The sequence below is a fragment of the Arthrobacter sp. V1I9 genome, from assembly GCF_030817075.1.
Lineage (GTDB): Bacteria > Actinomycetota > Actinomycetes > Actinomycetales > Micrococcaceae > Arthrobacter.
This window is the reverse complement of record NZ_JAUSYU010000001.1, coordinates 1,162,905-1,181,917: the sequence shown is the minus strand read 5'-3', so window position 1 is coordinate 1,181,917 and position 19,013 is coordinate 1,162,905. Positions and strand designations below refer to the sequence as shown.

At 64.6% G+C, this 19,013-nt stretch carries 21 protein-coding genes and 1 pseudogene; 11 read left to right on the top strand and 11 right to left on the bottom strand.

Annotated elements, in window-relative coordinates:
* Positions 1–24 precede the first annotated feature (24 nt).
* Positions 25–978 carry a general stress protein gene (locus QFZ70_RS05625; RefSeq protein ID WP_307094459.1) on the bottom strand — a complete coding sequence of 318 codons (954 nt, stop codon included), beginning with the start codon at positions 976–978 and terminating at the stop codon, positions 25–27.
* A 77-nt stretch (positions 979–1,055) separates the two neighbouring features.
* Here QFZ70_RS05625 and QFZ70_RS05620 point away from each other — a divergent pair, with 77 nt between their 5' ends.
* Genes QFZ70_RS05620 through QFZ70_RS05610 form a run of 3 tightly spaced genes read left to right on the top strand, consistent with a single transcriptional unit; the run spans position 1,056 to position 4,163 of the window.
* On the top strand, positions 1,056–2,339 hold the full coding sequence (locus tag QFZ70_RS05620) for a magnesium transporter MgtE N-terminal domain-containing protein (RefSeq protein WP_307094458.1): 1,284 nt from the start codon (positions 1,056–1,058) through the stop codon (positions 2,337–2,339).
* Positions 2,323–3,021: a DUF1003 domain-containing protein gene (locus tag QFZ70_RS05615; RefSeq protein ID WP_307094457.1), complete on the top strand. Its 699-nt coding sequence runs from the start codon at positions 2,323–2,325 to the stop codon at positions 3,019–3,021. The genes QFZ70_RS05620 and QFZ70_RS05615 overlap by 17 nt, the downstream gene beginning before the upstream one ends.
* Positions 3,022–3,032: 11 nt before the next feature.
* The gene (locus QFZ70_RS05610; protein ID WP_307097804.1) at positions 3,033–4,163 is read left to right on the top strand and encodes an Mrp/NBP35 family ATP-binding protein; all 1,131 of its coding nucleotides are present in this window, start codon (positions 3,033–3,035) and stop codon (positions 4,161–4,163) included.
* 38 nt (positions 4,164–4,201) lie between these two features.
* On the opposite strand, the gene QFZ70_RS05605 is transcribed toward QFZ70_RS05610, so the two are convergent.
* The 3 genes from QFZ70_RS05605 to sigE all read right to left on the bottom strand — a co-directional run bounded on the left by QFZ70_RS05605 (position 4,202) and on the right by sigE (position 6,173).
* The gene (locus tag QFZ70_RS05605; RefSeq protein ID WP_307094456.1) at positions 4,202–4,615 is read right to left on the bottom strand and encodes a Sec-independent protein translocase TatB; all 414 of its coding nucleotides are present in this window, start codon (positions 4,613–4,615) and stop codon (positions 4,202–4,204) included.
* Between the two features lie 69 nt (positions 4,616–4,684).
* Positions 4,685–5,551, bottom strand: a complete 867-nt coding sequence (locus tag QFZ70_RS05600) for an anti-sigma factor (protein ID WP_307094455.1) — start codon at positions 5,549–5,551, stop codon at positions 4,685–4,687.
* A gap of 7 nt (positions 5,552–5,558) precedes the next feature.
* On the bottom strand, positions 5,559–6,173 hold the full coding sequence (sigE, locus tag QFZ70_RS05595; RefSeq protein WP_307094454.1) for an RNA polymerase sigma factor SigE: 615 nt from the start codon (positions 6,171–6,173) through the stop codon (positions 5,559–5,561).
* A 229-nt stretch (positions 6,174–6,402) separates the two neighbouring features.
* On the opposite strand from sigE, the gene QFZ70_RS05590 reads away from it, so the two are divergent.
* Positions 6,403–7,035 carry an O-methyltransferase gene (locus QFZ70_RS05590; protein ID WP_307094453.1) on the top strand — a complete coding sequence of 211 codons (633 nt, stop codon included), beginning with the start codon at positions 6,403–6,405 and terminating at the stop codon, positions 7,033–7,035.
* A gap of 45 nt (positions 7,036–7,080) precedes the next feature.
* Here QFZ70_RS05590 and QFZ70_RS05585 read toward each other — a convergent pair whose 3' ends face one another.
* The 4 genes from QFZ70_RS05585 to QFZ70_RS05570 form a co-directional block, all read right to left on the bottom strand.
* Positions 7,081–7,248, bottom strand: coding sequence for a DUF3117 domain-containing protein (locus QFZ70_RS05585; RefSeq protein ID WP_083435355.1), 168 nt, complete (start codon positions 7,246–7,248; stop codon positions 7,081–7,083).
* Between the two features lie 233 nt (positions 7,249–7,481).
* Positions 7,482–8,729: a hypothetical protein gene (locus QFZ70_RS05580; RefSeq protein ID WP_307094452.1), complete on the bottom strand. Its 1,248-nt coding sequence runs from the start codon at positions 8,727–8,729 to the stop codon at positions 7,482–7,484.
* Positions 8,726–9,154, bottom strand: a complete 429-nt coding sequence (locus QFZ70_RS05575) for a DivIVA domain-containing protein (RefSeq protein ID WP_307094451.1) — start codon at positions 9,152–9,154, stop codon at positions 8,726–8,728. Before QFZ70_RS05575 ends, QFZ70_RS05580 begins: the two co-directional genes overlap by 4 nt.
* A gap of 31 nt (positions 9,155–9,185) precedes the next feature.
* Positions 9,186–9,968 (bottom strand): TIGR00730 family Rossman fold protein, encoded by a 783-nt coding sequence (locus QFZ70_RS05570; protein WP_307094450.1) that lies wholly within the window; start codon positions 9,966–9,968, stop codon positions 9,186–9,188.
* Positions 9,969–10,072: 104 nt separating this feature from the next.
* Between QFZ70_RS05570 and QFZ70_RS05565 the strand changes: the two genes are divergently transcribed.
* The 4 genes and pseudogenes from QFZ70_RS05565 to QFZ70_RS05550 all read left to right on the top strand — a co-directional run bounded on the left by QFZ70_RS05565 (position 10,073) and on the right by QFZ70_RS05550 (position 13,357).
* Entirely contained in the window at positions 10,073–10,828 is a 756-nt protein-coding gene (locus QFZ70_RS05565) for an amino acid ABC transporter ATP-binding protein (RefSeq protein WP_307094449.1), read from the top strand.
* A gap of 70 nt (positions 10,829–10,898) precedes the next feature.
* Entirely contained in the window at positions 10,899–11,786 is an 888-nt protein-coding gene (locus QFZ70_RS05560) for a glutamate ABC transporter substrate-binding protein (protein ID WP_307094448.1), read from the top strand.
* 82 nt (positions 11,787–11,868) lie between these two features.
* Positions 11,869–12,521: pseudogene (locus QFZ70_RS05555) on the top strand (amino acid ABC transporter permease).
* The gene (locus tag QFZ70_RS05550) at positions 12,518–13,357 is read left to right on the top strand and encodes an amino acid ABC transporter permease (RefSeq protein WP_307094447.1); all 840 of its coding nucleotides are present in this window, start codon (positions 12,518–12,520) and stop codon (positions 13,355–13,357) included. Before QFZ70_RS05555 ends, QFZ70_RS05550 begins: the two are co-directional and overlap by 4 nt.
* A gap of 59 nt (positions 13,358–13,416) precedes the next feature.
* On the opposite strand, the gene dapE is transcribed toward QFZ70_RS05550, so the two are convergent.
* Positions 13,417–14,553: a succinyl-diaminopimelate desuccinylase gene (gene dapE, locus QFZ70_RS05545; RefSeq protein ID WP_307094446.1), complete on the bottom strand. Its 1,137-nt coding sequence runs from the start codon at positions 14,551–14,553 to the stop codon at positions 13,417–13,419.
* 50 nt (positions 14,554–14,603) lie between these two features.
* Here dapE and dapD point away from each other — a divergent pair, with 50 nt between their 5' ends.
* On the top strand, positions 14,604–15,644 hold the full coding sequence (gene dapD / locus QFZ70_RS05540) for a 2,3,4,5-tetrahydropyridine-2,6-dicarboxylate N-succinyltransferase (protein WP_307094445.1): 1,041 nt from the start codon (positions 14,604–14,606) through the stop codon (positions 15,642–15,644).
* A gap of 5 nt (positions 15,645–15,649) precedes the next feature.
* Positions 15,650–16,501 (top strand): hypothetical protein, encoded by an 852-nt coding sequence (locus QFZ70_RS05535; protein WP_307094444.1) that lies wholly within the window; start codon positions 15,650–15,652, stop codon positions 16,499–16,501.
* A gap of 23 nt (positions 16,502–16,524) precedes the next feature.
* Here QFZ70_RS05535 and QFZ70_RS05530 read toward each other — a convergent pair whose 3' ends face one another.
* Both QFZ70_RS05530 and QFZ70_RS05525 read right to left on the bottom strand, forming a co-directional pair.
* On the bottom strand, positions 16,525–17,136 hold the full coding sequence (locus tag QFZ70_RS05530) for a hypothetical protein (RefSeq protein ID WP_307094443.1): 612 nt from the start codon (positions 17,134–17,136) through the stop codon (positions 16,525–16,527).
* Between the two features lie 99 nt (positions 17,137–17,235).
* Entirely contained in the window at positions 17,236–17,844 is a 609-nt protein-coding gene (locus tag QFZ70_RS05525) for a TetR/AcrR family transcriptional regulator (protein ID WP_307094442.1), read from the bottom strand.
* A 129-nt stretch (positions 17,845–17,973) separates the two neighbouring features.
* Here QFZ70_RS05525 and galE point away from each other — a divergent pair, with 129 nt between their 5' ends.
* A complete protein-coding gene (galE, locus tag QFZ70_RS05520) occupies positions 17,974–18,987 on the top strand; it encodes a UDP-glucose 4-epimerase GalE (protein WP_307094441.1) in 1,014 nt (337 codons plus the stop codon).
* Positions 18,988–19,013 lie beyond the last annotated feature (26 nt).

Sequence of the window (19,013 nt, the reverse complement as noted above, 5' to 3'; positions counted from 1 at the left end):
CTAACGCTGCTTCCCTGACCTTTTTTACTGCCGGAAATCGTCCGGCCGCTGATCGTCCACGGGCCGCTGGTCTGCCGGCTGCCCGCTGTCAGCCTGTCCCGCCGAGTGCCGCGCCGGAGCGTGCGGCGCCGGAGCCTGCTGGCCTTCTGCTGCCTCACTGCCTTCGGCATCAGGCTGCGGGGAAAGCCGGACCCCGTACTGGGGCCGGCCATCCGGGAGGTCCGGGTACCGCACGGCCCGCGCCGGTGACTGAATGGGCTGCTGCTGGGCGCCGGCGTCGGGCTGCTGCCCTGCGGGTGCCCCGTAGGCGGGGTTCTCCTGAACTGAAGAGCCTGAAGAATGGTTGTTTGAAGACTGGCCGTACGGGTCGTTCCAGCCGGACGGGCGGGCAGGGCCCTGGCCCGGCTGCTGGTAGGGCTGGTTCTGGTAGTCGCGCTGGTTGTAGGGACCGTTGCCCGCCGCTGCGTCTGAGCGGGTCATCGGCAGCTGCTGCAGGAGCCGGCGCGCCTCGTGCGCAGCCTCCGGCGAGACGACGACATCGTAGCTGGTGGCCACCACCTGGCTGGTGGAGGTGAAGTCACGCTTCCCGCGCTGCATGGCATAGGTGACGATGCCGAAGAGGATAAAGAACGCCGCACCCATCAGCACGGACGTCAGGATAGAGAAATACCCCGGTGACGGCGCGAAGAAGGAGAGCAGCACACCCACAAAGAGACCGAACCACATGCCGCTCAGCGCACCGGAGAGGGCCACGCGCGGGTAGCTCAGGCGCCCAGTGACCCGCTCCACCATCTTCAGTTCGTTGCCCACGATGGACACCATGTGGACCGGAAACTGCTGGTCCGCGAGGTAGTCCACGGCCTTCTGCGCGTCCAGGTAGGAAGTGTAGGAGCCGACGGTGTCGCCGGTGGGAACCGCGCGGGCTTCGTCCACGCCGTTGGGCCCGCCAGCCTTGGGAGCACCAAAAATGTTTGCCATAGTCCCATTCTTGCCCATGACCATGTGTGCTGCCTGTAAATTCAGCTAAAAGAGAGCAGACTCGGTAGCCTGTAGGAGTGAGTACAACACCTACCCGCGTCTTCGTGGCGCGCCTGCTGGGCCTGGACGTCTTTGACCCGCTGGGCGACCGGCTGGGCAGGCTGCGCGATGTTGTTGTGCTCTCCCGCGGCGCCCAGGGTGCCCCGCACGTGGTGGGCATCGTGGTGGAAGTTCCGGGGAAAAAGCGGGTCTTTGTGCCGATGACCCGGATCACCTCGATCGACCAGACCCAGGTCATCTGCACGGGACTGGTCAACCTGCGCCGCTTCGAGCAGCGCGGCGCAGAAACCCTGGTGGTGGCCGAGATGTTCGACCGCCGCGTCACGCTCCGGGACGGCAGCGGCGATGCCACCATCGAAGACATCGCCATGGACCAGCACCGCTCCCGCGACTGGTTCGTCAGCAAGCTGTTTGTCCGGCGGGGCCATTCCCTCTCGCCGCTGAGCCGGCTGCGCCGTAACGAAACCCTCATCATCGACTGGGCAGACGCCCTGCAGGGCCCCCGGACCGAGCCGCAGGCCGCCACCCAGTTCGTGGCCAACCACGAAGACCTCAAGCCCGCGGATTTTGCCGAGGCGCTCCAGGAGATGAGTGACAAGCGCCGCTTCGAGGTGGCCAGCGAGCTGCAGGATGAGCGCCTGGCCGACGTCCTCCAGGAGCTGCCCGAGGATGACCAGGTGGAGATCCTCTCAGCCCTTGACGTCCAGCGAGCCGCCGACGTGCTCGAGGAAATGGACCCCGACGACGCCGCCGACCTCCTCGGCGAGCTCCCCTCCGCCCAGGCGGAGGAACTGCTTCAGCTGATGGAGCCTGAGGGTGCAGAGGACGTCCGGCGCCTGCTGGAATACGACGAGGACACCGCCGGCGGCCTGATGACCCCGGTACCCGTCATCCTGCCGCCCGAGGCCACGGTGGCCGAGGCGCTGGCCCACGTTCGCCGTGAAGAACTCTCCCCGGCGCTTGCCTCGTCCATTTTTATTACCAGGCCCCCGCTGGAAACCCCTACGGGGCGCTTCCTCGGCGTCGTCCACATCCAGCAGCTGCTCCGCTACCCGCCGTTCGAACCGCTGGGCAACCTGGTGGACAAGAACCTCGAGCCGCTGTCCGACCAGGCCCACATCAGTGAAGTGGCACGGACCCTGGCTACCTATAACCTGAACTCCCTTCCGGTGGTCAACGACGCCGGCCGGCTTGTGGGGGCGGTGACTGTTGATGACGTTCTGGATCATCTGTTGCCGGACGACTGGCGCGCCCACGATGGCGAAGCCCCAATAAGAAGGCTCGGTGGCCGCATTGGCTGACAGCAGCGCTCCCAAAAACCCCAACCAGCGGCTGCCCGCCAAGGCAGCAGCGAAGGGCAGCCTGGACACGCCGCTCAGCGGACGCCAGCGGATCCTGCCCAAGTTTTCCCCGGATCCTGACGCCTTCGGCCACGCCACGGAAGGCTTTGCCCGCTTCATGGGTACGCCGCAGTTCCTCGTCTACATGACGGTCTTCGTCGTCATCTGGCTGGCCTGGAACACTTGGGCGCCGCTTGCCTGGCAGTTCGATTCCCGCGACCTCGGGTTCACCCTGCTTACCCTGATGCTGTCCCTGCAGGCTTCCTACGCGGCACCGTTGCTGCTGCTGGCCCAGAACCGCCAGGACGACCGCGACCGCGTCTCGCTTCAGCAGGACCGCCAGCGCGCCGAACGCAATTTGTCAGACACGGAGTACCTGACCCGGGAACTGGCGTCGCTGCGGATCGCGCTGCGCGAAGTGGCAACCCGCGACTACGTCCGTGCGGAGCTCCGCTCGCTCCTCGAGGACATGCTGGAAGCACAAGAGGAGCTCCGGACCCACGATCCTTCCGGCCAGGGGCAACACGAATCGCCCCGGGACAAGGTGAAGGAAAAACTCAAGGAACAGCGTGACCGGCAGCGGAACCCACGTACCCAGCAGATTCCCCGGGTCAAGCCCGGGCACTCCACCCAAGACCGCTAAGGAGCCCACCCATCAATAACACCTCGCTGGCCGGGGCGGTCAATGCCGCCCTGGCCACGGTCATAGATCCCGAACTCCGCCGTCCCATCACCGAATTGGGCATGGTGGAGTCCGTTGACGCCTCCGACGACGGCAAGGTCCGGTTGGTTGTCCTGCTCACCATCTCCGGCTGCCCGCTGCGGGACACCATCACTGCGGACGCAACAAAGGCGCTGCTGGCAGTACCGGGAGTGGCCGCCGTCGACGTCGAACTGAAGGTGATGACGCAGGAGCAGCGGGATGCCCTCAAGGAGCTGCTGCGCGGTGCCGGCGGCCAGCGCGGTATCCCCTTTAACGAGCCCAACTCCCTCACCAAGGTCTACGCGGTGGCCAGTGGCAAGGGCGGCGTGGGAAAGTCCTCCGTGACCGTCAACCTCGCCTGCGCCCTGGCCGCACAGGGGCTGCGCGTCGGCATTGTGGACGCCGACGTCTACGGTTTCTCCGTGCCGGCCCTGATGGGCATCAGCCAGACGCCCACCCGCGTGGACGACATGATCCTTCCCCCGGTCGCGTACGGCGTGAAGGTGATCTCCATCGGGATGTTCGTCAGCGGCAACCAGCCCGTGGCCTGGCGCGGGCCCATGCTGCACCGGGCCCTTGAACAGTTCCTGACGGATGTCTATTTCGGGGACCTGGACGCATTGTTCCTGGACCTGCCGCCCGGCACCGGCGATATTGCCATCTCCGTGGCGCAACTGCTGCCCAAGGCCGAGATCCTGGTGGTCACCACGCCGCAGGCTGCAGCGGCCGACGTGGCCGAGAGGGCCGGCGCCATCGCCACCCAGACGGGGCAGTCAGTGGCCGGCGTTATCGAGAACATGTCCTACCTGGAAATGCCCGACGGCGGCAGGATGGAACTGTTTGGAAGCGGCGGCGGGGCGGTCCTCGCCGAACGGCTATCAGCCACCGTGGGCGCCGACGTGCCGCTGCTGGGGCAGATCCCGCTGGACATCCAGCTGAGGGAGGGCGGCGACGCGGGGGTACCGATTGTCCTCGGCAAGGCAGAAACACCGGCAGCGGAAGCGCTCTCGAACATTGCCGGGAGGCTGGCCGCCAAGCCACGGGGCCTGGCAGGCATGAAGCTGGGGCTGCAGCCCCGCTGAGGATTCCCCCTCGCCAAGGGCTTGCTGAAACTCCCTGGCTAGGTGGCTTCTGTGTCGAAAGGGGCGGCTTCGCCCGCGGGAAGGGACTGAAGCACCCGCTCGGGCCGCTTTGGAGCGGCGGTGCCAGCCCCCGCTACGGCAGCAGCCCCCGCGACGGCCGCAACAGCAGCAGGCGCACCCGCACTGACGGGTTTGGTGTCATCGTCCAGGAGGGCTTCTTTGATGATGCGCCGGGGATCGTACTGGCGGGGGTCGTACTTCTTCCAGTCGACATCATCGATGTCGATCCCCACTTCTTCCTTGATCTGTTCGCGCGCGCCGGAGGCCATCCGGCGGACTTCCTTGACCAGGTTGGCCAGTTTCTGCGTGTATTCGGGCAGCCGCTGGGGGCCGATCACGAGGACGCCAATGATCAGCAGAAGAAAGAACTCCGGGCCGTTGATTCCAAACACTTTAGGAAGATTACCCTCTCCGGGCTGCCAGTGACGATTCCCGTCCGCAAGCGGCGAGAACTGTTCGGTTTACTGGGTAAAAAGGGCCACGATCTTGTTCACGCCACGCTGCAGGCGCGCCGCCACCGCCTCAGGGTCCCGCGCCCGGTGCTCCTCCAGTACTTCGGCCGTAATACCCTCCCCCGCCCGTTCGCTGAGCCGCCGCAGGATGGGCACGGCGTCATCAGCCTGTTCGGCGGGGAGGTCGGAAACGTAGGTAAAGGTGCGGCCCTGCGTCCTGTAGGTGGCGGACCAGGGCGAGGACGTTAGGATTTGCAACGGCGGGCCTGCCTGTCCCGCATCCGCATCATCTGGTGTGCCGGCGGCCGGGTTGTGCCGTTCAGTGACGGTTGCATAGTGCGTCCCGTCGGAGAGCTTCAGTTCAATGGCGGGGCGGCCCTCGAGCACCATGGCTCTTGCCGACTCAAGGTGGAATCCCATCGCCTCTAGCTCGGGGCATACCCAGCCCTCCGAGCGCAGGCCAGACAACCGTTCGGCACTTAGGGTCCGGCCGTCGGCCGGGGTTTGTGCAGAGATCTGGGAGAGGGTGGCCGCTGTTGCGGCATCTGCCGGGAGCGGTTCACCGGCCACGGCGAAAGCACCTGCAGCGAGCACACCGGCCGCTGCAACAGTGCCCCCGGCGGTCAGGGCGAGCACCCGGACTGCGGCCCGGGGTGCCGGGCGATGCGGGACCGTTTCTGAAGGCTGGGCTGCGAGGTCCTGGGTCCTGGCCAGAAGCCGTGCGGTCAGGTCGTCGCTTGCCGGCGGAATGGGCGCGTCCCGCAGCCGCTCCAAATACTGGCGTTCCCGGCGCACGGCAGAAGCACATTCGGGGCAGGACTGGATATGGCTTGCGGTGCGCTGATGCGTGCGGCCAAGCGGGAACTGGGGCCTCATGCGCCGTTCAGAGGATGCCGGCAATGCGCGGCAGTGACAGTTTGGGCCTCGGCTGCTTCGGCCGCGGGTCACGGTGGGCAAGCTTCTCGCGGAGCATCGTGCGGCCACGGTGGATGCGGGAACGCACAGTGCCGAGCTTGACGCCGAGGGCAACAGCCACCTCGTCGTAGGACAAACCTTCAAGGTCGCAAAGAACCACAGCGGCCCGGAAGTCCGGCGGGAGTTCCTCGAGCGCGGCCTGAACGTCGAGGTCCAGGTTGTTCAGCTCGAAGCTCTGCTCAGGCCCGGGTTCCCGCCCGGGGATCCTCGATTCGGCGTCCTCCGCGAGGGCGTCAAACCGGATACGGGTTTTCCGCCGCGCCTGGTCAAGGAAGAGGTTAGTGGTGATGCGGTGCAGCCAGCCGTCCAGGGTTCCGGGCTTGAAATTTTCCAGCGAGCGGAAGACGCGGACGAACACCTCCTGGGTGAGGTCTTCGGCGTCGTACTTGTTGCCGGTCAGGCGGTAGGCCAGACGGTATACCTTGGCGGAGTGGTTGGTCACCACTTCTTCCCAAGTGGGGCGGACCCACTCGGCCTCGGGATTATTTGCTGCAGGGACAGGTGCCACAACTGATGATGACATCGTCCACTCCCCTCGTGGAATGCTAACGCCCGGATACTGTTGACATAGCTGATTCGGCGCCGATCACCCTTTGGATGAGCGGATAATAATCATTTCAAACTTGGCTGGGAATTTCCTGACTACAGGGAAACTTCAGCCGTGGGCGCAACAGCCTGCCTTCCCGGCTGTTGCGCCTCGACACAGTAGGCTGTAGAGGACACTCCCCCTGACGCCCAGAAAGCGAACATCCATGAGCGCCGACAAGTCCACCAGCTGGTCCTATGCCGAAGATCTGCCCGCTGAGGATGAGGTCATGCTGCGGGCGCGGGAGCGGTCTTTCGAACTGGGCGTTACCGCCATCGGGCCGGGCGTCGGCGCTGTACTGACCGTGCTGGCAGCGTCATCCAAGGCGCAGACCGCCGTCGAGATCGGGACCGGCGCCGGCGTTTCGGGCGTCTGCCTGCTTCGCGGCCTCGGTCCGCACGCTGTCCTCACCACCATTGACGTGGACGTCGAACATCTCAAAGCCGCCCGGGAAGCCTTCTCGGAGGCAGGCAGCCCGGCCAACCGGACGCGGACCATCTCCGGCCGCGCCGGCGATGTCCTGCCGCGCCTCACGGACAGGGCGTACGACCTGGTGTTCATCGACGCTGACAAGCCGGGACTTCCCGGTTACGTGGAGCAGGCCATCCGGCTCCTGAAGCCTGCCGGGCTGCTGATCATCAACGATGCCCTGGACAAGGACAAGGTAGCGAACCCTGCCGGCCGTGAGGCCACCACTGTGGTCCTGCGCCAGGTGGGGAAGAGCATCCGCGACGACGACAGGCTGGCTTCGGCCATGCTTCCCACCGGCGACGGCCTGCTGGTAGCAGTCAAAAAATAAGACAGGATCCGCCGCCCGGAGGCTTGCGGACCCTGTCCTGCACAATTATTCGGTGACGCCGACCAGGCATTCCCTGAGGTTGGCCGCCTCGGCAGCATTCAGTTCGACCACCAGGCGCCCGCCGCCTTCGAGCGGGACGCGCATGATCAGGCTGCGGCCCTCCTTGGTGACTTCCATTGGGCCGTCGCCGGTGCGTGGTTTCATAGCCGCCATGAGGAATTCCCCTCCATTTAGTCCCAGGACTGATCAGCCCGGGTGGGCTGTGTCCGCATGTAGATCAAGCTGCCACAGCGGAGTGGATAGACACCGCCGGTGCTGCACGTACTCTTAATGCTTTTTGTCCTTGCTTACTTACCATTATCGCGGAATTACCCGTCCGTAGCTAATCGTTGGACATTTGGCGGCGGGTCCAATTAGCAGTCTGACCTGCACGGAAGCCGGAATTCCTACGGCGGATAATCTCCGCCGCCGGGCAGCTGCGCCCAAGCCCACAGCCACACGATCCACACAATCTGCAACAGCACGAACATCACCACCACGGTTCCGCGGAAAGCCCTGGACCGTGAGAGGAGCGCGGCGCCCAGCGCCAGCGGGAAGAGCGGCAGCAGCATACGGAACGTACTGGTTTGCGGGTGGAGGAACATCACCAGGTAACCCATGTAGCAGGCGCACCACAGGCGGAGTTCGACGCCGAGCCGGACCACCGGCGGCAGGTACAGCATCGCACCGAAGAGCGCCACAAAAATGAAAGGCGCCAGCACTCCGAGCACCGGGCCGAAGAGGTCGACGCCGGTGTCGAACCAGGGCTTGAACGGCACCAGGTCGTGGCCCCGCCACACCGTTTCCGTCTTGGTGTAGGCCTGGATATCCCCCGTGGCTGCCCACGCGGCGGCGGGCCACGCCAGGGCCGAGAGGCCCGCGGCTGCCGTGAGGATGGTGAGGGCCGCCAGGTCCGCGACGGAATGCGGATCTGTTTCCCGGCCGCGGAAGCGCTGCACCAGCCGATGGATCAGAAGGAGCCCCAGCATGGCCGCGAACGGTACGCCTACCGGACGCGAGAGGCACAGCGCCACCACCACCGGGATGGCCCACAAATACTGGCGCCGCACTACCAACAGCAACGAGGCCGCAAGCAGCAGCAGAGACAAAGGCTCCGCATACGGCACCTGGAGCACAGCGGACACGGGGAACGTAGCGAAAAACGCTACCGCCCACAGTGCGGGCCCATGTGCAGCCTTGTGCCGGAAGAGCACATAGACCACCAGCGCGGCAGCCAGGCCGGACAGCATGGCGATAATGGTCAGCGAGGCGGCAGGGGCCAACCCCGTCAGCCTGCTGAGCCCGGCTGCCAGCGACGGGTACAAGGGATAGAAAGCCCACGTGTTTTCCTGGACGTTGCCCGCACCATCAACGGGAAGGGTGGTGGGATAGCCATCGGCGATTACCCTGCCGTACCAGCGCGCGTCCCAGATATTGATGAAGTTCCAGTAGTCGGGCTTGGCCGGGAACCAGGGGTTGGGTCCCTGGTGAAGGGCGGCGGCCATAAAAATTCCGGCGCTGATGAGCCGTGCCGTAACGTAGATGGCCGAGACCTGAAGCCACCAGGGCCAGGCCCGGACCGTTTCGCGGGAGCGGAGCGCGAGCGCCTGGACCGACGCTGAAACTCCTGTTCCCCGACGGGTGGCGGTGCTCAAGCCCGGGCCTCCCCTGGCCCGGACCCTGCGCCGGCATTCCCTTCGGCCTCAGCCACCGGCGGTTCCGTCTGCGTCCCTGTCCCGGTGGACGGCCCCGCCGCTTCGACGGCCTGCAGCCGGGCCTTCAGGGTTTCCACTTCTTGCCGGCTGGCCGCAAGCTGGTCCCTCAGCTCATCGAGCACCTGGTCCACCTGGTCCATCCGGTAGCCCCGCAGTCCCAGGGCAAACCGCACACGGTCCACGTCCTGGGGCGCAGCATTGGCCGGCAAAAGGACCGGCGGGAGGTTGGCCGGGGGCTGTTCAAGACCGGCGTCCAGCAGGGCAGGCAGCGCCCGGCCGCCAGGCTTGCCGGAACGGCCCCCGGTGCTGGCCCAGAGGACGGCGCCGATCAGCACCACGGCGAGGAAGACCAGGAAAAAAGTCACTACCCCATCGTGCCAGACCCGGCCGCGTTCGCTACTCCGGGCGCTGTTCGCCGTTCAGTGAGGGGGTGACGGCCTCGTGGAGCACGCGGTCCACGGCTTCCGCAGGATCATCCACCACCTGGATGAGGTCCAGGTCCTTTTCGGAGACCATGCCTTCAGCCACCAAGGTTCCCCTGATCCAATCGATCATCGGGCCCCAGAAGTCGACGCCCAGCAGCACGATGGGGAAGGATGTCACCTTCCGGGTCTGCACCAGGACCATGGCCTCGAAGAGTTCGTCGAGAGTGCCAAGGCCGCCCGGCAGGACGATGAAGCCCTGCGCGTACTTGACGAACATGGTCTTGCGGGCGAAGAAGTAACGGAAGTTGATACCCAGGTCCACCCACTGGTTCAGGCCCTGCTCAAACGGGAGTTCGATGCCGAGTCCCACTGACACCCCGTTGCCCTCAACAGTGCCGCGGTTGGCCGCCTCCATGGACCCCGGGCCGCCCCCGGTGATGACTGCAACGCCGGCCTCCGCGAGCTTCCGCCCCACTTCGACGCCCATCTCGTAGTACGGGCTTCCGGGTTTGGTCCGGGCTGAACCGAAAACGCTGACGGCCGGGCCGAGGTCGGCCAGCGCCCCGAAGCCCTCCACGAACTCGCTTTGGATCCTGAGCACACGCCACGGATCGGTGTGCACGAACTGCCCGGGCCCCTTGGTATCAAGCAGATGCTGGTCGGACATCTCCACCGACGCCTGCTTGCGGCGAAGCTCGAGGGGCCCTTTACGGCGCGGCTGGGTGTTTTTGGCCGGATCTGCACTGATGCTCATTCCCCAAGGCTAACCTGCCAGCGGGAGGTATCTCTTGAATCACGATCCGCAGGAACTTGGGGTGATTCGCATCATAAGCTGCCGTTCTTCGCTAGATTCTTCCTATGACTACTCATGTGCCCGGCGATACCCTCGTCTCCCTGAACGCCGTAAATAAGCATTACGGCCAGCTGCACGTTTTGAAGGACATCAATCTGCAGGTCCGCAAGGGCGAGGTTGTTGTGGTCATCGGGCCGTCAGGCTCCGGTAAGTCCACCCTGTGCCGCGCTATTAATCGTCTCGAAACCATTGAAGGCGGCACTATCAGCATCGATGGAAAAGTCCTTCCCGAGGAAGGCAAGGAACTCGCGCAGCTCCGGGCCGACGTCGGAATGGTCTTCCAGTCGTTCAATCTTTTCGCACACAAAACCATCCTCGAAAACGTCACCCTTGGCCCCATCAAGGTCAAGGGCGTTGCGAAGGGAACTGCGGACAAGGACGCCATGGCGCTGCTTGAACGGGTGGGCGTCGGCCACCAGGCTCCGAAGCTCCCCGCCCAGCTGTCCGGCGGCCAGCAGCAGCGCGTTGCGATCGCCCGGGCCCTGGCCATGAAGCCCAAGGTCATGCTGTTCGACGAGCCCACCTCGGCGCTGGACCCCGAAATGATCAATGAGGTCCTGGACGTGATGATCCAGCTGGCCAAGGAGGGCATGACCATGATCGTGGTCACCCACGAGATGGGCTTCGCCCGCAAAGCCGCAGACCGCGTGGTCTTTATGGCGGACGGCCAGATTGTCGAGGACGCCACCCCGGAGGAGTTCTTCACCAATCCCAAGAGCGACCGCGCCAAGGATTTCCTCTCCAAGCTCCTCACCCACTGATCCACCTACGAACAAACACTCTCAGTTCGCATCCAGGCCGTGACCCACGGCCATCAATGAAAGGAATGTCATGAAGGCATTTATGACCCGGCGGAAGTCATTCTTTGTGGCGGCTACCGCTGCCCTCGCCCTCTCCCTGAGCGCCTGCGGCGGTGGCGGCGCCGGCACCACCAGCGACCCCACCGTGGCCGAAAAGCCCACCTTCGCGGCCGGCACCACCATGGAAAAGCTCGCCTCGGCCGGCACCATCAAGATCGGCACCAAGTACGACCAGCCACTCTTTGGCCAGGTGGGCCTGGACGGCAAGCCCGTCGGCTTCGACGTCGAAATAGGCAAGCTGATCGCCGCCAAGCTGGGCATCGCCGCTGACAAGATCGAATGGTCCGAGACTGTTTCGGCCAACCGCGAACCGTTCATCGAACAGGGCAAGGTTGACCTGGTGATCGCCACGTATACCATCAACGACAAGCGCAAGCAGGTTGTCAGCTTCGCCGGCCCGTACTACGAAGCCGGCCAGGCCCTGATGGTGAACAAGGACAACGACGCCATCAAGACCCCCGAGGATGTCAAGGGCAAGAAGGTCTGCTCGGTCACCGGTTCGACGCCGGCGGCCACCATCGTGGACAAGTACGGCGCTGAACTTGTTCCTGCTGCCACCTACTCCGCCTGCCTTGAGCCGCTGCGCAACAAGCAGGTTGAAGCGATCACCACCGATAACGTGATCCTCGCCGGCTTCGTGGACAAGGAACCGGACGCCTTCAAGCTCGCCTCGGACGAAACCTTCACCAAGGAGCCCTATGGCATCGGCTTGAAGAAGGACGATACCGAGTTCCGCAACTGGATCAACGACCAGCTGGAAGCATTCCAGGAGGACGGGTCTTACAAGAAGGCTTGGGAAGATACCGCAGGTTCAGTCATCAAGACTGCCCCTGAACTGCCCGCGCTCGACCGTTACTAGGTAATTCAGTGGTTGCCGGGGCTGCACTGCGGCCCCGGCAACCACTGTTTCCACCCGTCCACGCCCAGAGCCAAAGGATCCAATGGACGTCATTCTTGAAAACCTCCCCCTGTACTGGAACGGTTTTCTCTCCGCACACTTTTCCTTTCCGCAGTTTCCGGCGTCATCGCGCTGGTGCTCGGGACCCTGCTCGCGGCAGCCAGGGTTTCCCCGGTAGCTGCGCTCCGCGGCTTCAGCACCGTTTATGTGGAGGTTCTCCGCAACACTCCGCTGACCATCGCCTTCTTCTTCGCAGCGATTGTCCTTCCCCGGCTGGGAGTGAAATTCGAGCAGTTCGAGATCGCTGCAATCATCGCCCTCAGTACCTACACCGCAGCGTTCATCGCCGAAGCTGTCCGCTCAGGTGTCAACAGCGTCCCGGTGGGCCAGGCCGAAGCGGCCCGCAGTATCGGCATGAATTTCGGCCAGGTCCTGAACCTCATCATCCTGCCGCAGGCCCTGCGGACGGTGGTCCCGCCGCTGATCAACATCCTGATCGCCCTGGTAAAGAATTCCTCTGTGGCCGGCGCCTTCTTCGTGCTCGAACTGTTCGGCTACGGCCGGCAGCTGGCCAACGCCAATGGTGATGCAGTGATCCCGGTCCTGCTGGGTGTTGCGTTCTTCTATCTGCTCCTCACCGTTCCGCTGGGCATCCTGGCCAGCACGGTGGAACGAAAGGTGGCGATTGCCCGATGAGCTCAGTCCTTTACGATGTTCCCGGCCCCAAAGCCAGGCGTATTTCCCTGATTGGATCGATCGTAGGTTCCCTGCTGATTTTGGGCCTGCTGGCCTGGATCATCCTGACCTTCGCCGAGCAGGGCATCTTCGAAGGCCGCCGCTGGCAAATCTTCACCCGGGCCGACGTCTGGATGCTTCTGGGCAACGGCCTCGGTGCGACGCTGAGCGCCGCGGCCCTGGCGGCAGTCATCGCCTTCCCGCTGGGACTCCTGCTTTGTTTGCTGCGTATTTCCGATGCGGCCTTTATCCGGATTCCTGTCCGGGTGGTGCTGGAATTCCTGCGCGGCATGCCCGTGGTCCTGATGATGCTGTTCGTCCTGTTGGGCTTCGGCACTTCGCCATTTATTGCCGTCGTCACGGGCCTGGTGCTCTACAACTCGGCAGTGTTCGCAGAGATCATCCGTGCCGGTATCCAGTCGCTCCCCAAGGGGCAGCGGGAAGCCGGGCTGGCCATTGGCCTGACCAGCTTCAAATCCCGCATGCTGATCGAACTGCCGCAGGCAATCCGGCGGATGATGCCTTCGCTGGTGGCACAGATGGTGGTGCTCCTGAAGGACACCTCGCTGGGCTACATCGTGGCGTACGGCGAGCTCCTGCGCGCAGTCCAGGTGATGGCGGACTTCCTCGGCACGCAGTTCCTGTTCCCCATCTTCTTTGTGGCCGCCGCGATCTACATCGCCATCAACATCTGCGTCTCGCGGATCGCAGTGTGGATCGAGCGCCGCGGGTCCAAGAAGGCGGCCGGCGGAACGGCCAAAGCCGAACCCGCCGCAATTGAGGCCGGAGCCCCCTAGGGTTTCCAGCTGCAGTGATGGCCCGGATCCCTCGGATCCGGGCCATCACTTCTTAACGACTACCCCGCCAGCCAGTCCTGCAAAGCCTGCAGGCACTTACGGACGGCATCGGCGTGGACGTGTTCGTTGTCCTTGTGCGCCAGCAAGGGATCTCCCGGCCCGAAGTTCACCGCCGGGATCCCCAGTTCACTGAAACGGGCGACGTCGGTCCAGCCGTATTTGGGTTTTGGCTCCGCTCCGACAGCGGCAACGAAGGAAGCAGCTGCAGGGTGCTGGAGCCCTGGGCGGGCACCGGCGGCGGCATCGGTGCGGACAACGTCGAAACCTTCCAGGAGGTTCCGCACCACGGCTTCGGCCTGGTCGGGCGTCTTGTCCGGCGCGAAGCGGTAATTAATTTCAACCACACACCGGTCCGGAATCACATTGCCTGCAGTGCCGCCGTTGATTTTTACCGCGTTCAGGCTTTCGCGGTATTCCAGTCCATCCACGTTGACGGTTGCCGGTTCATAGGCCGCCAGCCTGGCCAGGATTGGTGCCGCCGCATGAATGGCGTTGCTGCCCATCCACGCGCGGGCGGAGTGGGCTGCCTCCCCTACTGTTGTTGCCTCGAACCGGCTCGTGCCGTTGCATCCGCCCTCCACCGTGCCGTCGGTGGGTTCCAGCAATATGGCGAAGTCGCCGTCAAGCAGGTGGCCGTGGTTGCGCACCAGCCGGCCCAGGCCGCTCTTGACGGCCTCTACTTCCTCGTGGTCGTAGAAAACAAAGGTGACGTCCCGCTTGGGGGTGGCCCCGCCGTCGAACATTGTGGCCGCCAGGGCGAGCTGCACGGCGACGCCGCCCTTCATGTCGGTGGCGCCACGGCCGTACAGGATGCCCTCCCCGGGGACGCCGGACTCCCAGCTGGACGGGACAGTACCCTTGGACCCTTCGGTCAACGGCAGCGGCACGGTGTCCAGGTGGCCTGCGAGGATGACCCGTTCCGGGTTGCCCAGCTCGGTGCGGGCAATGACGGAGTCACCGTCCCGGACGATGTGCAGTTCCGGGAGGGTCCGCAGGGCGTCTTCGACGGCGTCCGCCAGCTCCGTCTCATTCCCGGACACACTGTTGATGTCCATGATCGCGGCTGTAAGGAGCGCAACGTCCTGGCGGAGGTCTAGCTGAAGGGCGGGAGATTCCGGGGCGGTTTCGGCAGTCACGAAGCCAGTCTAGTTCGGAGCAGGTCCCCGGCCCTCGATAGACTGGGGCCATGACTGAGACTGCTTCCTCCGCTGTGCCCGAAATCCAGAACGCCTCCACCGAAGAACGCTCCGCCTACGGCTTCGGCGTTGCCACCATTGCATCTGCCACAGGCAAAGAAACAGTAGAGGCCACCGTCCTGGATGTCTGGTTCCCCGCCCCTGCCCTCGGTATTGCCGCAGAACACCTGCGCGCAGTGGAGAACGCGGACGAGGCCCTCACCAGCATCGCCGAAGCCGGAACCGATCAGGACCGCGGCACCGAGCAGAAGGTGGTCTTTGTCCAGATCAACCTCGACGAAGCCCCGGCCGACACCGCTGACGCCTACCTGCGACTGCACCTGCTCTCGCACCGCCTGGTCCGGCCGAACAGCATCAACCTGGACGGCATCTTCGGCAAGCTGCCGAACGTTGTGTGGACCAACTTCGGGCCCGCCGCGGTGGAGGGCTTCGAACTGACGCGCGCCCGGCTGCGCCGCCGCGGTGCCGTCACCGTGTACGGCATCGACAAGTTCCCGCGGATGGTGGACTACGTTGTTCCCACCGGCGTCAGGATTGCCGACGCCGACCGCGTACGCCTGGGTGCCCACCTCGCCGAAGGCACCACCGTGATGCACGAAGGCTTCGTCAACTTCAACGCCGGAACGTTGGGCACCTCCATGGTTGAAGGCCGGATTTCCGCCGGCGTGGTGACCGGTGACGGCAGCGACGTTGGCGGCGGAGCGTCCATCATGGGCACGTTGTCCGGCGGCGGCAAAGAGAAGATCACCATCGGCGAGCGGGTCCTGCTCGGAGCGAACTCCGGCGTGGGCATCAGCATCGGCGACGATTCAGTGGTGGAAGCCGGCCTCTACGTCACGGCAGGAACCCGCGTGCGGGTACCTGGTCCCAAGGACGAGGTTGGCGAAGACACCACCAAGATCGTGAAGGCCGCGGAACTCTCCGGAGTCCCCAACCTGCTGTTCCGCCGCAACTCCACCAACGGTGCTGTGGAGGTCCTCCCCCGTGCGGGCCAGACCGTGGAACTGAACGACGCCCTGCACGCCAACTGATTTACATGGCACGAAGCCGCGGCCTGCACCGCCTCCTGGTGATGCTGCTCGCCCTCGCACTAGTGGCCTGCGGCGTCTATGCGGCGGTATTTCTTGTGCAGCGTTCCGAGACCCTCGTTTCGGAACGCTGCATCGCCGTCGTAGGTGGAGGAACGGCAGAGCTGGCACCGGACCAGGCCGAATACGCTTCCCTGATTACCGCCGTCGCCGTCCAGCGGGGACTCCCGCCGCGGGCCGCGAGCATCGCACTGGCCACTGCAATGCAGGAGTCCAAGCTCCGGAACATCGCCCACGGAGACCAGGCAGGGCCTGATTCGCGCGGGCTGTTCCAGCAGCGTCCCTCGCAGGGCTGGGGAACCGAGGCGCAGGTGATGGACCCGTACTATGCGGCCAACGCCTTTTACGACGCTCTGGTCCAAATCCCGGGTTACGAGTCGATGGATATCACGGAAGCGGCGCAGACGGTCCAGCGGTCCGCTTTCCCCACCGCCTACGCCCAGCACGAGCAGATGGGGCGCTCGTTTGCCTCCGGACTGTCAGGCCAGACGCCCGAAGCCGTCGAATGCACGCTCCGTTCGGCGGCTGCTGCCGGCGACCCCGTCGCCGTTTCAGCCGAACTGGCCCAGGCTTACGGTCCGCTGGACACGGCAGTGGAAGGCCAGACACTGGTGGTGGAAGCCAGCGGCAACCAGGCCTGGTCGGTAGCCCAGTGGGCCGTCGCAAACGCCAAGGGCTACGAAGTGACACACGTGCAGGTGGCGGGACGCAGCTGGGACCGGGGAGAGCGGAACGGCTGGCACGAATCATCAGCCGTTGACGGCCAGGTCCGGATCACGGTTTCACCTGCCACCGCCTAAGGCTGAGCTCCCTGCCTGCTGTTTTAGGCCAGGATTTCCACAACGGGCTGGACATAGCTGCGGAACAGTTCAGGCTGGCCCATCAGCTGGTGGCTCATGATGATTTTGTCCGGCTCCAGGTACCAGGCCCGCTGCTCATTCAACGGCAACTCGATAATGGTCAGCTTGAAGTCACGGGCGTCCCGCCCCACCTCCAGCAGCCTGTCATCCACCATGTCTTCCAGCAGCTGGTCCGCACCGATGGCAGCGCGCTCCGCTTCCAGCTCGGCGTACTCGCTCCTGCGCTCCCGGGCCCACGTGAGGGCAGAACCGAAGTGCGCCTGAAGTACGCGCTGCAGGGCGGGCGAATTGCCAAAAGCCTCAAATTCGGGCGGCGACAGTTCCGGCGAGGTCTGCGGATGAGCCTTAAGCAACTGCGCCCACCAGGCCTCCCATTCGGTCTTGAGCACGCCCAGGCCACCAACGTCCGCGGTGAGGTGGGAGTGGTCCGCCTGGCGGATCTTTGGAGCGGCGTGTGACAGGGCCGGATGGCCGGCGCCATCCAGCCCGGCTGCATCGCGGACATACAGGGCGATCATCATTGGCCCGGACGTGTCGGTGGTGATCTGCCACCCGGAACCGCCTGTTTGGTGCATCCGTAATCCTTCCCTGGCGTGCTGTTACCGGGCCTGTTGATCCGGTTCCACGCCCCCGGTTATCAGTCTATTCCCCCACGTTCCCGACGTTAACGGCAGTTATGGTTCCAGCCCGTCAAGGTGCCGTCCCAGAACATCCAGGCACATGCGGGCCGTCATCCAGCCCGGCTGGAGCAGGGCATGCATGCACAGCCCGTCGAGGGTCGCCAGGAGCCTTTCGGCCTCCACCACCAGCGTCTCTTCGGGCTCATTCGCGGGTATCAGGGTGGTGATCAGCCGTCCCATCAGGGCGGCGACCTCCCGGTGGCTGCGGTCCGCCTCCGCTGCCAGGAAGGGCCTGATTCTCGCGGCGTTGCGGAAAGCCATCCAGACGCAGGCCTCCACAGCCCGTTGTTCGTCCAGCGGCAGCAGTTCGCTCAACAGGGTTAAAACGGCTTCGCGGTGTTCAACGGTTCCGGACGGCTGGTTTTGAACGGCGGGCAGGGCTTGGTCCATCCTCGTCACGATACTGTCGATGGCCCTGGCGAAGGAGTAGGTGAGGAGTTCCTCGCTTCCCGCGAAGTAGTGGCGCACTGACCCGACGGCAAGTCCCGCCTCGTCTGCCACTTCCCGCAGTGACGCCCTTTCGAGCCCGTCGACGGCGATGATCCGCCAGACCGCTTCGACCACATCCTGGCGCCGGGCTTCGGCATTGACGATTTTAGGCACTCCCCTTTTTAGCACAGCTGTGCTCAATAGGACCCCTCAACCCGCGATGGCATTTGGGTTCCTTGTCATGCTGCCCGTCATCCGGGACACACCGGCGGAACGGAGCCCGGTTGGGATAGCGTTGGAGGCATGAAAATTCTGGTCACAGGGGGCACCGGCTACATCGGTTCCCACACTGTTCTGTCCCTGCAGGAAGCTGGCCATGACGTGGTGGTCATCGACAACCTCGTCAACTCCAGCGAAGAGTCGCTCCGCCGGGTTACGGAACTCACGGGCAAGACCGCCGGGTTCCACGACGTTGACCTGGTGGACGAAGCCGCCGTGGAGAAAGTTTTCGCCGGTAACACCATCGACGCCGTCATCCACTTCGCCGGGCTGAAGGCTGTGGGCGAGTCGGTGCAGGAGCCGCTCAAGTACTACTACAACAACTTGGTGGGGACCCTGAACCTCATCCGGGTCATGGACCGGCACAGCGTCCGCTCCATCGTCTTCAGCTCCTCAGCAACCGTCTACGGCGAGCACAACCCCATCCCCTACGTGGAAAAGATGGAGATCGGGGCCAACAACCCCTACGGGCGAACCAAGGAACAGATCGAGGACATCCTCTCGGACCTGGGTTCAGCCGACAACCGCTGGCATATAGCCCTGCTGCGCTACTTCAACCCGGTCGGTGCGCACCCCTCCGGCCGGATTGGCGAGGACCCCCAGGGCATCCCGAACAATCTGGTGCCCTTCATTGCCCAGGTGGCCGTGGGCCGCCGTGAAAAGCTGATGGTGTTCGGGGGCGACTACGACACCCCGGACGGCACATGCCTGCGCGACTACATCCACGTGGTGGACCTCGCCGAAGGCCATGTTGCCGCCCTGAATCATGTGGCGGACCGCGCCGGCGTCTTCCGCTGGAACCTCGGCTCCGGCAAGGGCTCCTCGGTGCTGGAGGTCCTCCGCTCTTTCGAAAAGGCAGTGGGCAAGCCCATCCCCTACGAGATCACTGGCCGCCGCGCCGGTGACCTGCCCGCCTTCTGGGCCGACGCCACCTCAGCCCTGGCCGACCTCAGCTGGTCCACCACCAAAACAGTGGATGAGATGTGCGAGGACCACTGGCGCTGGCAGAAAAACAACCCCCAAGGCTACGCCTCCTAGCATCGATTAACGACGTCGGCCGCCCA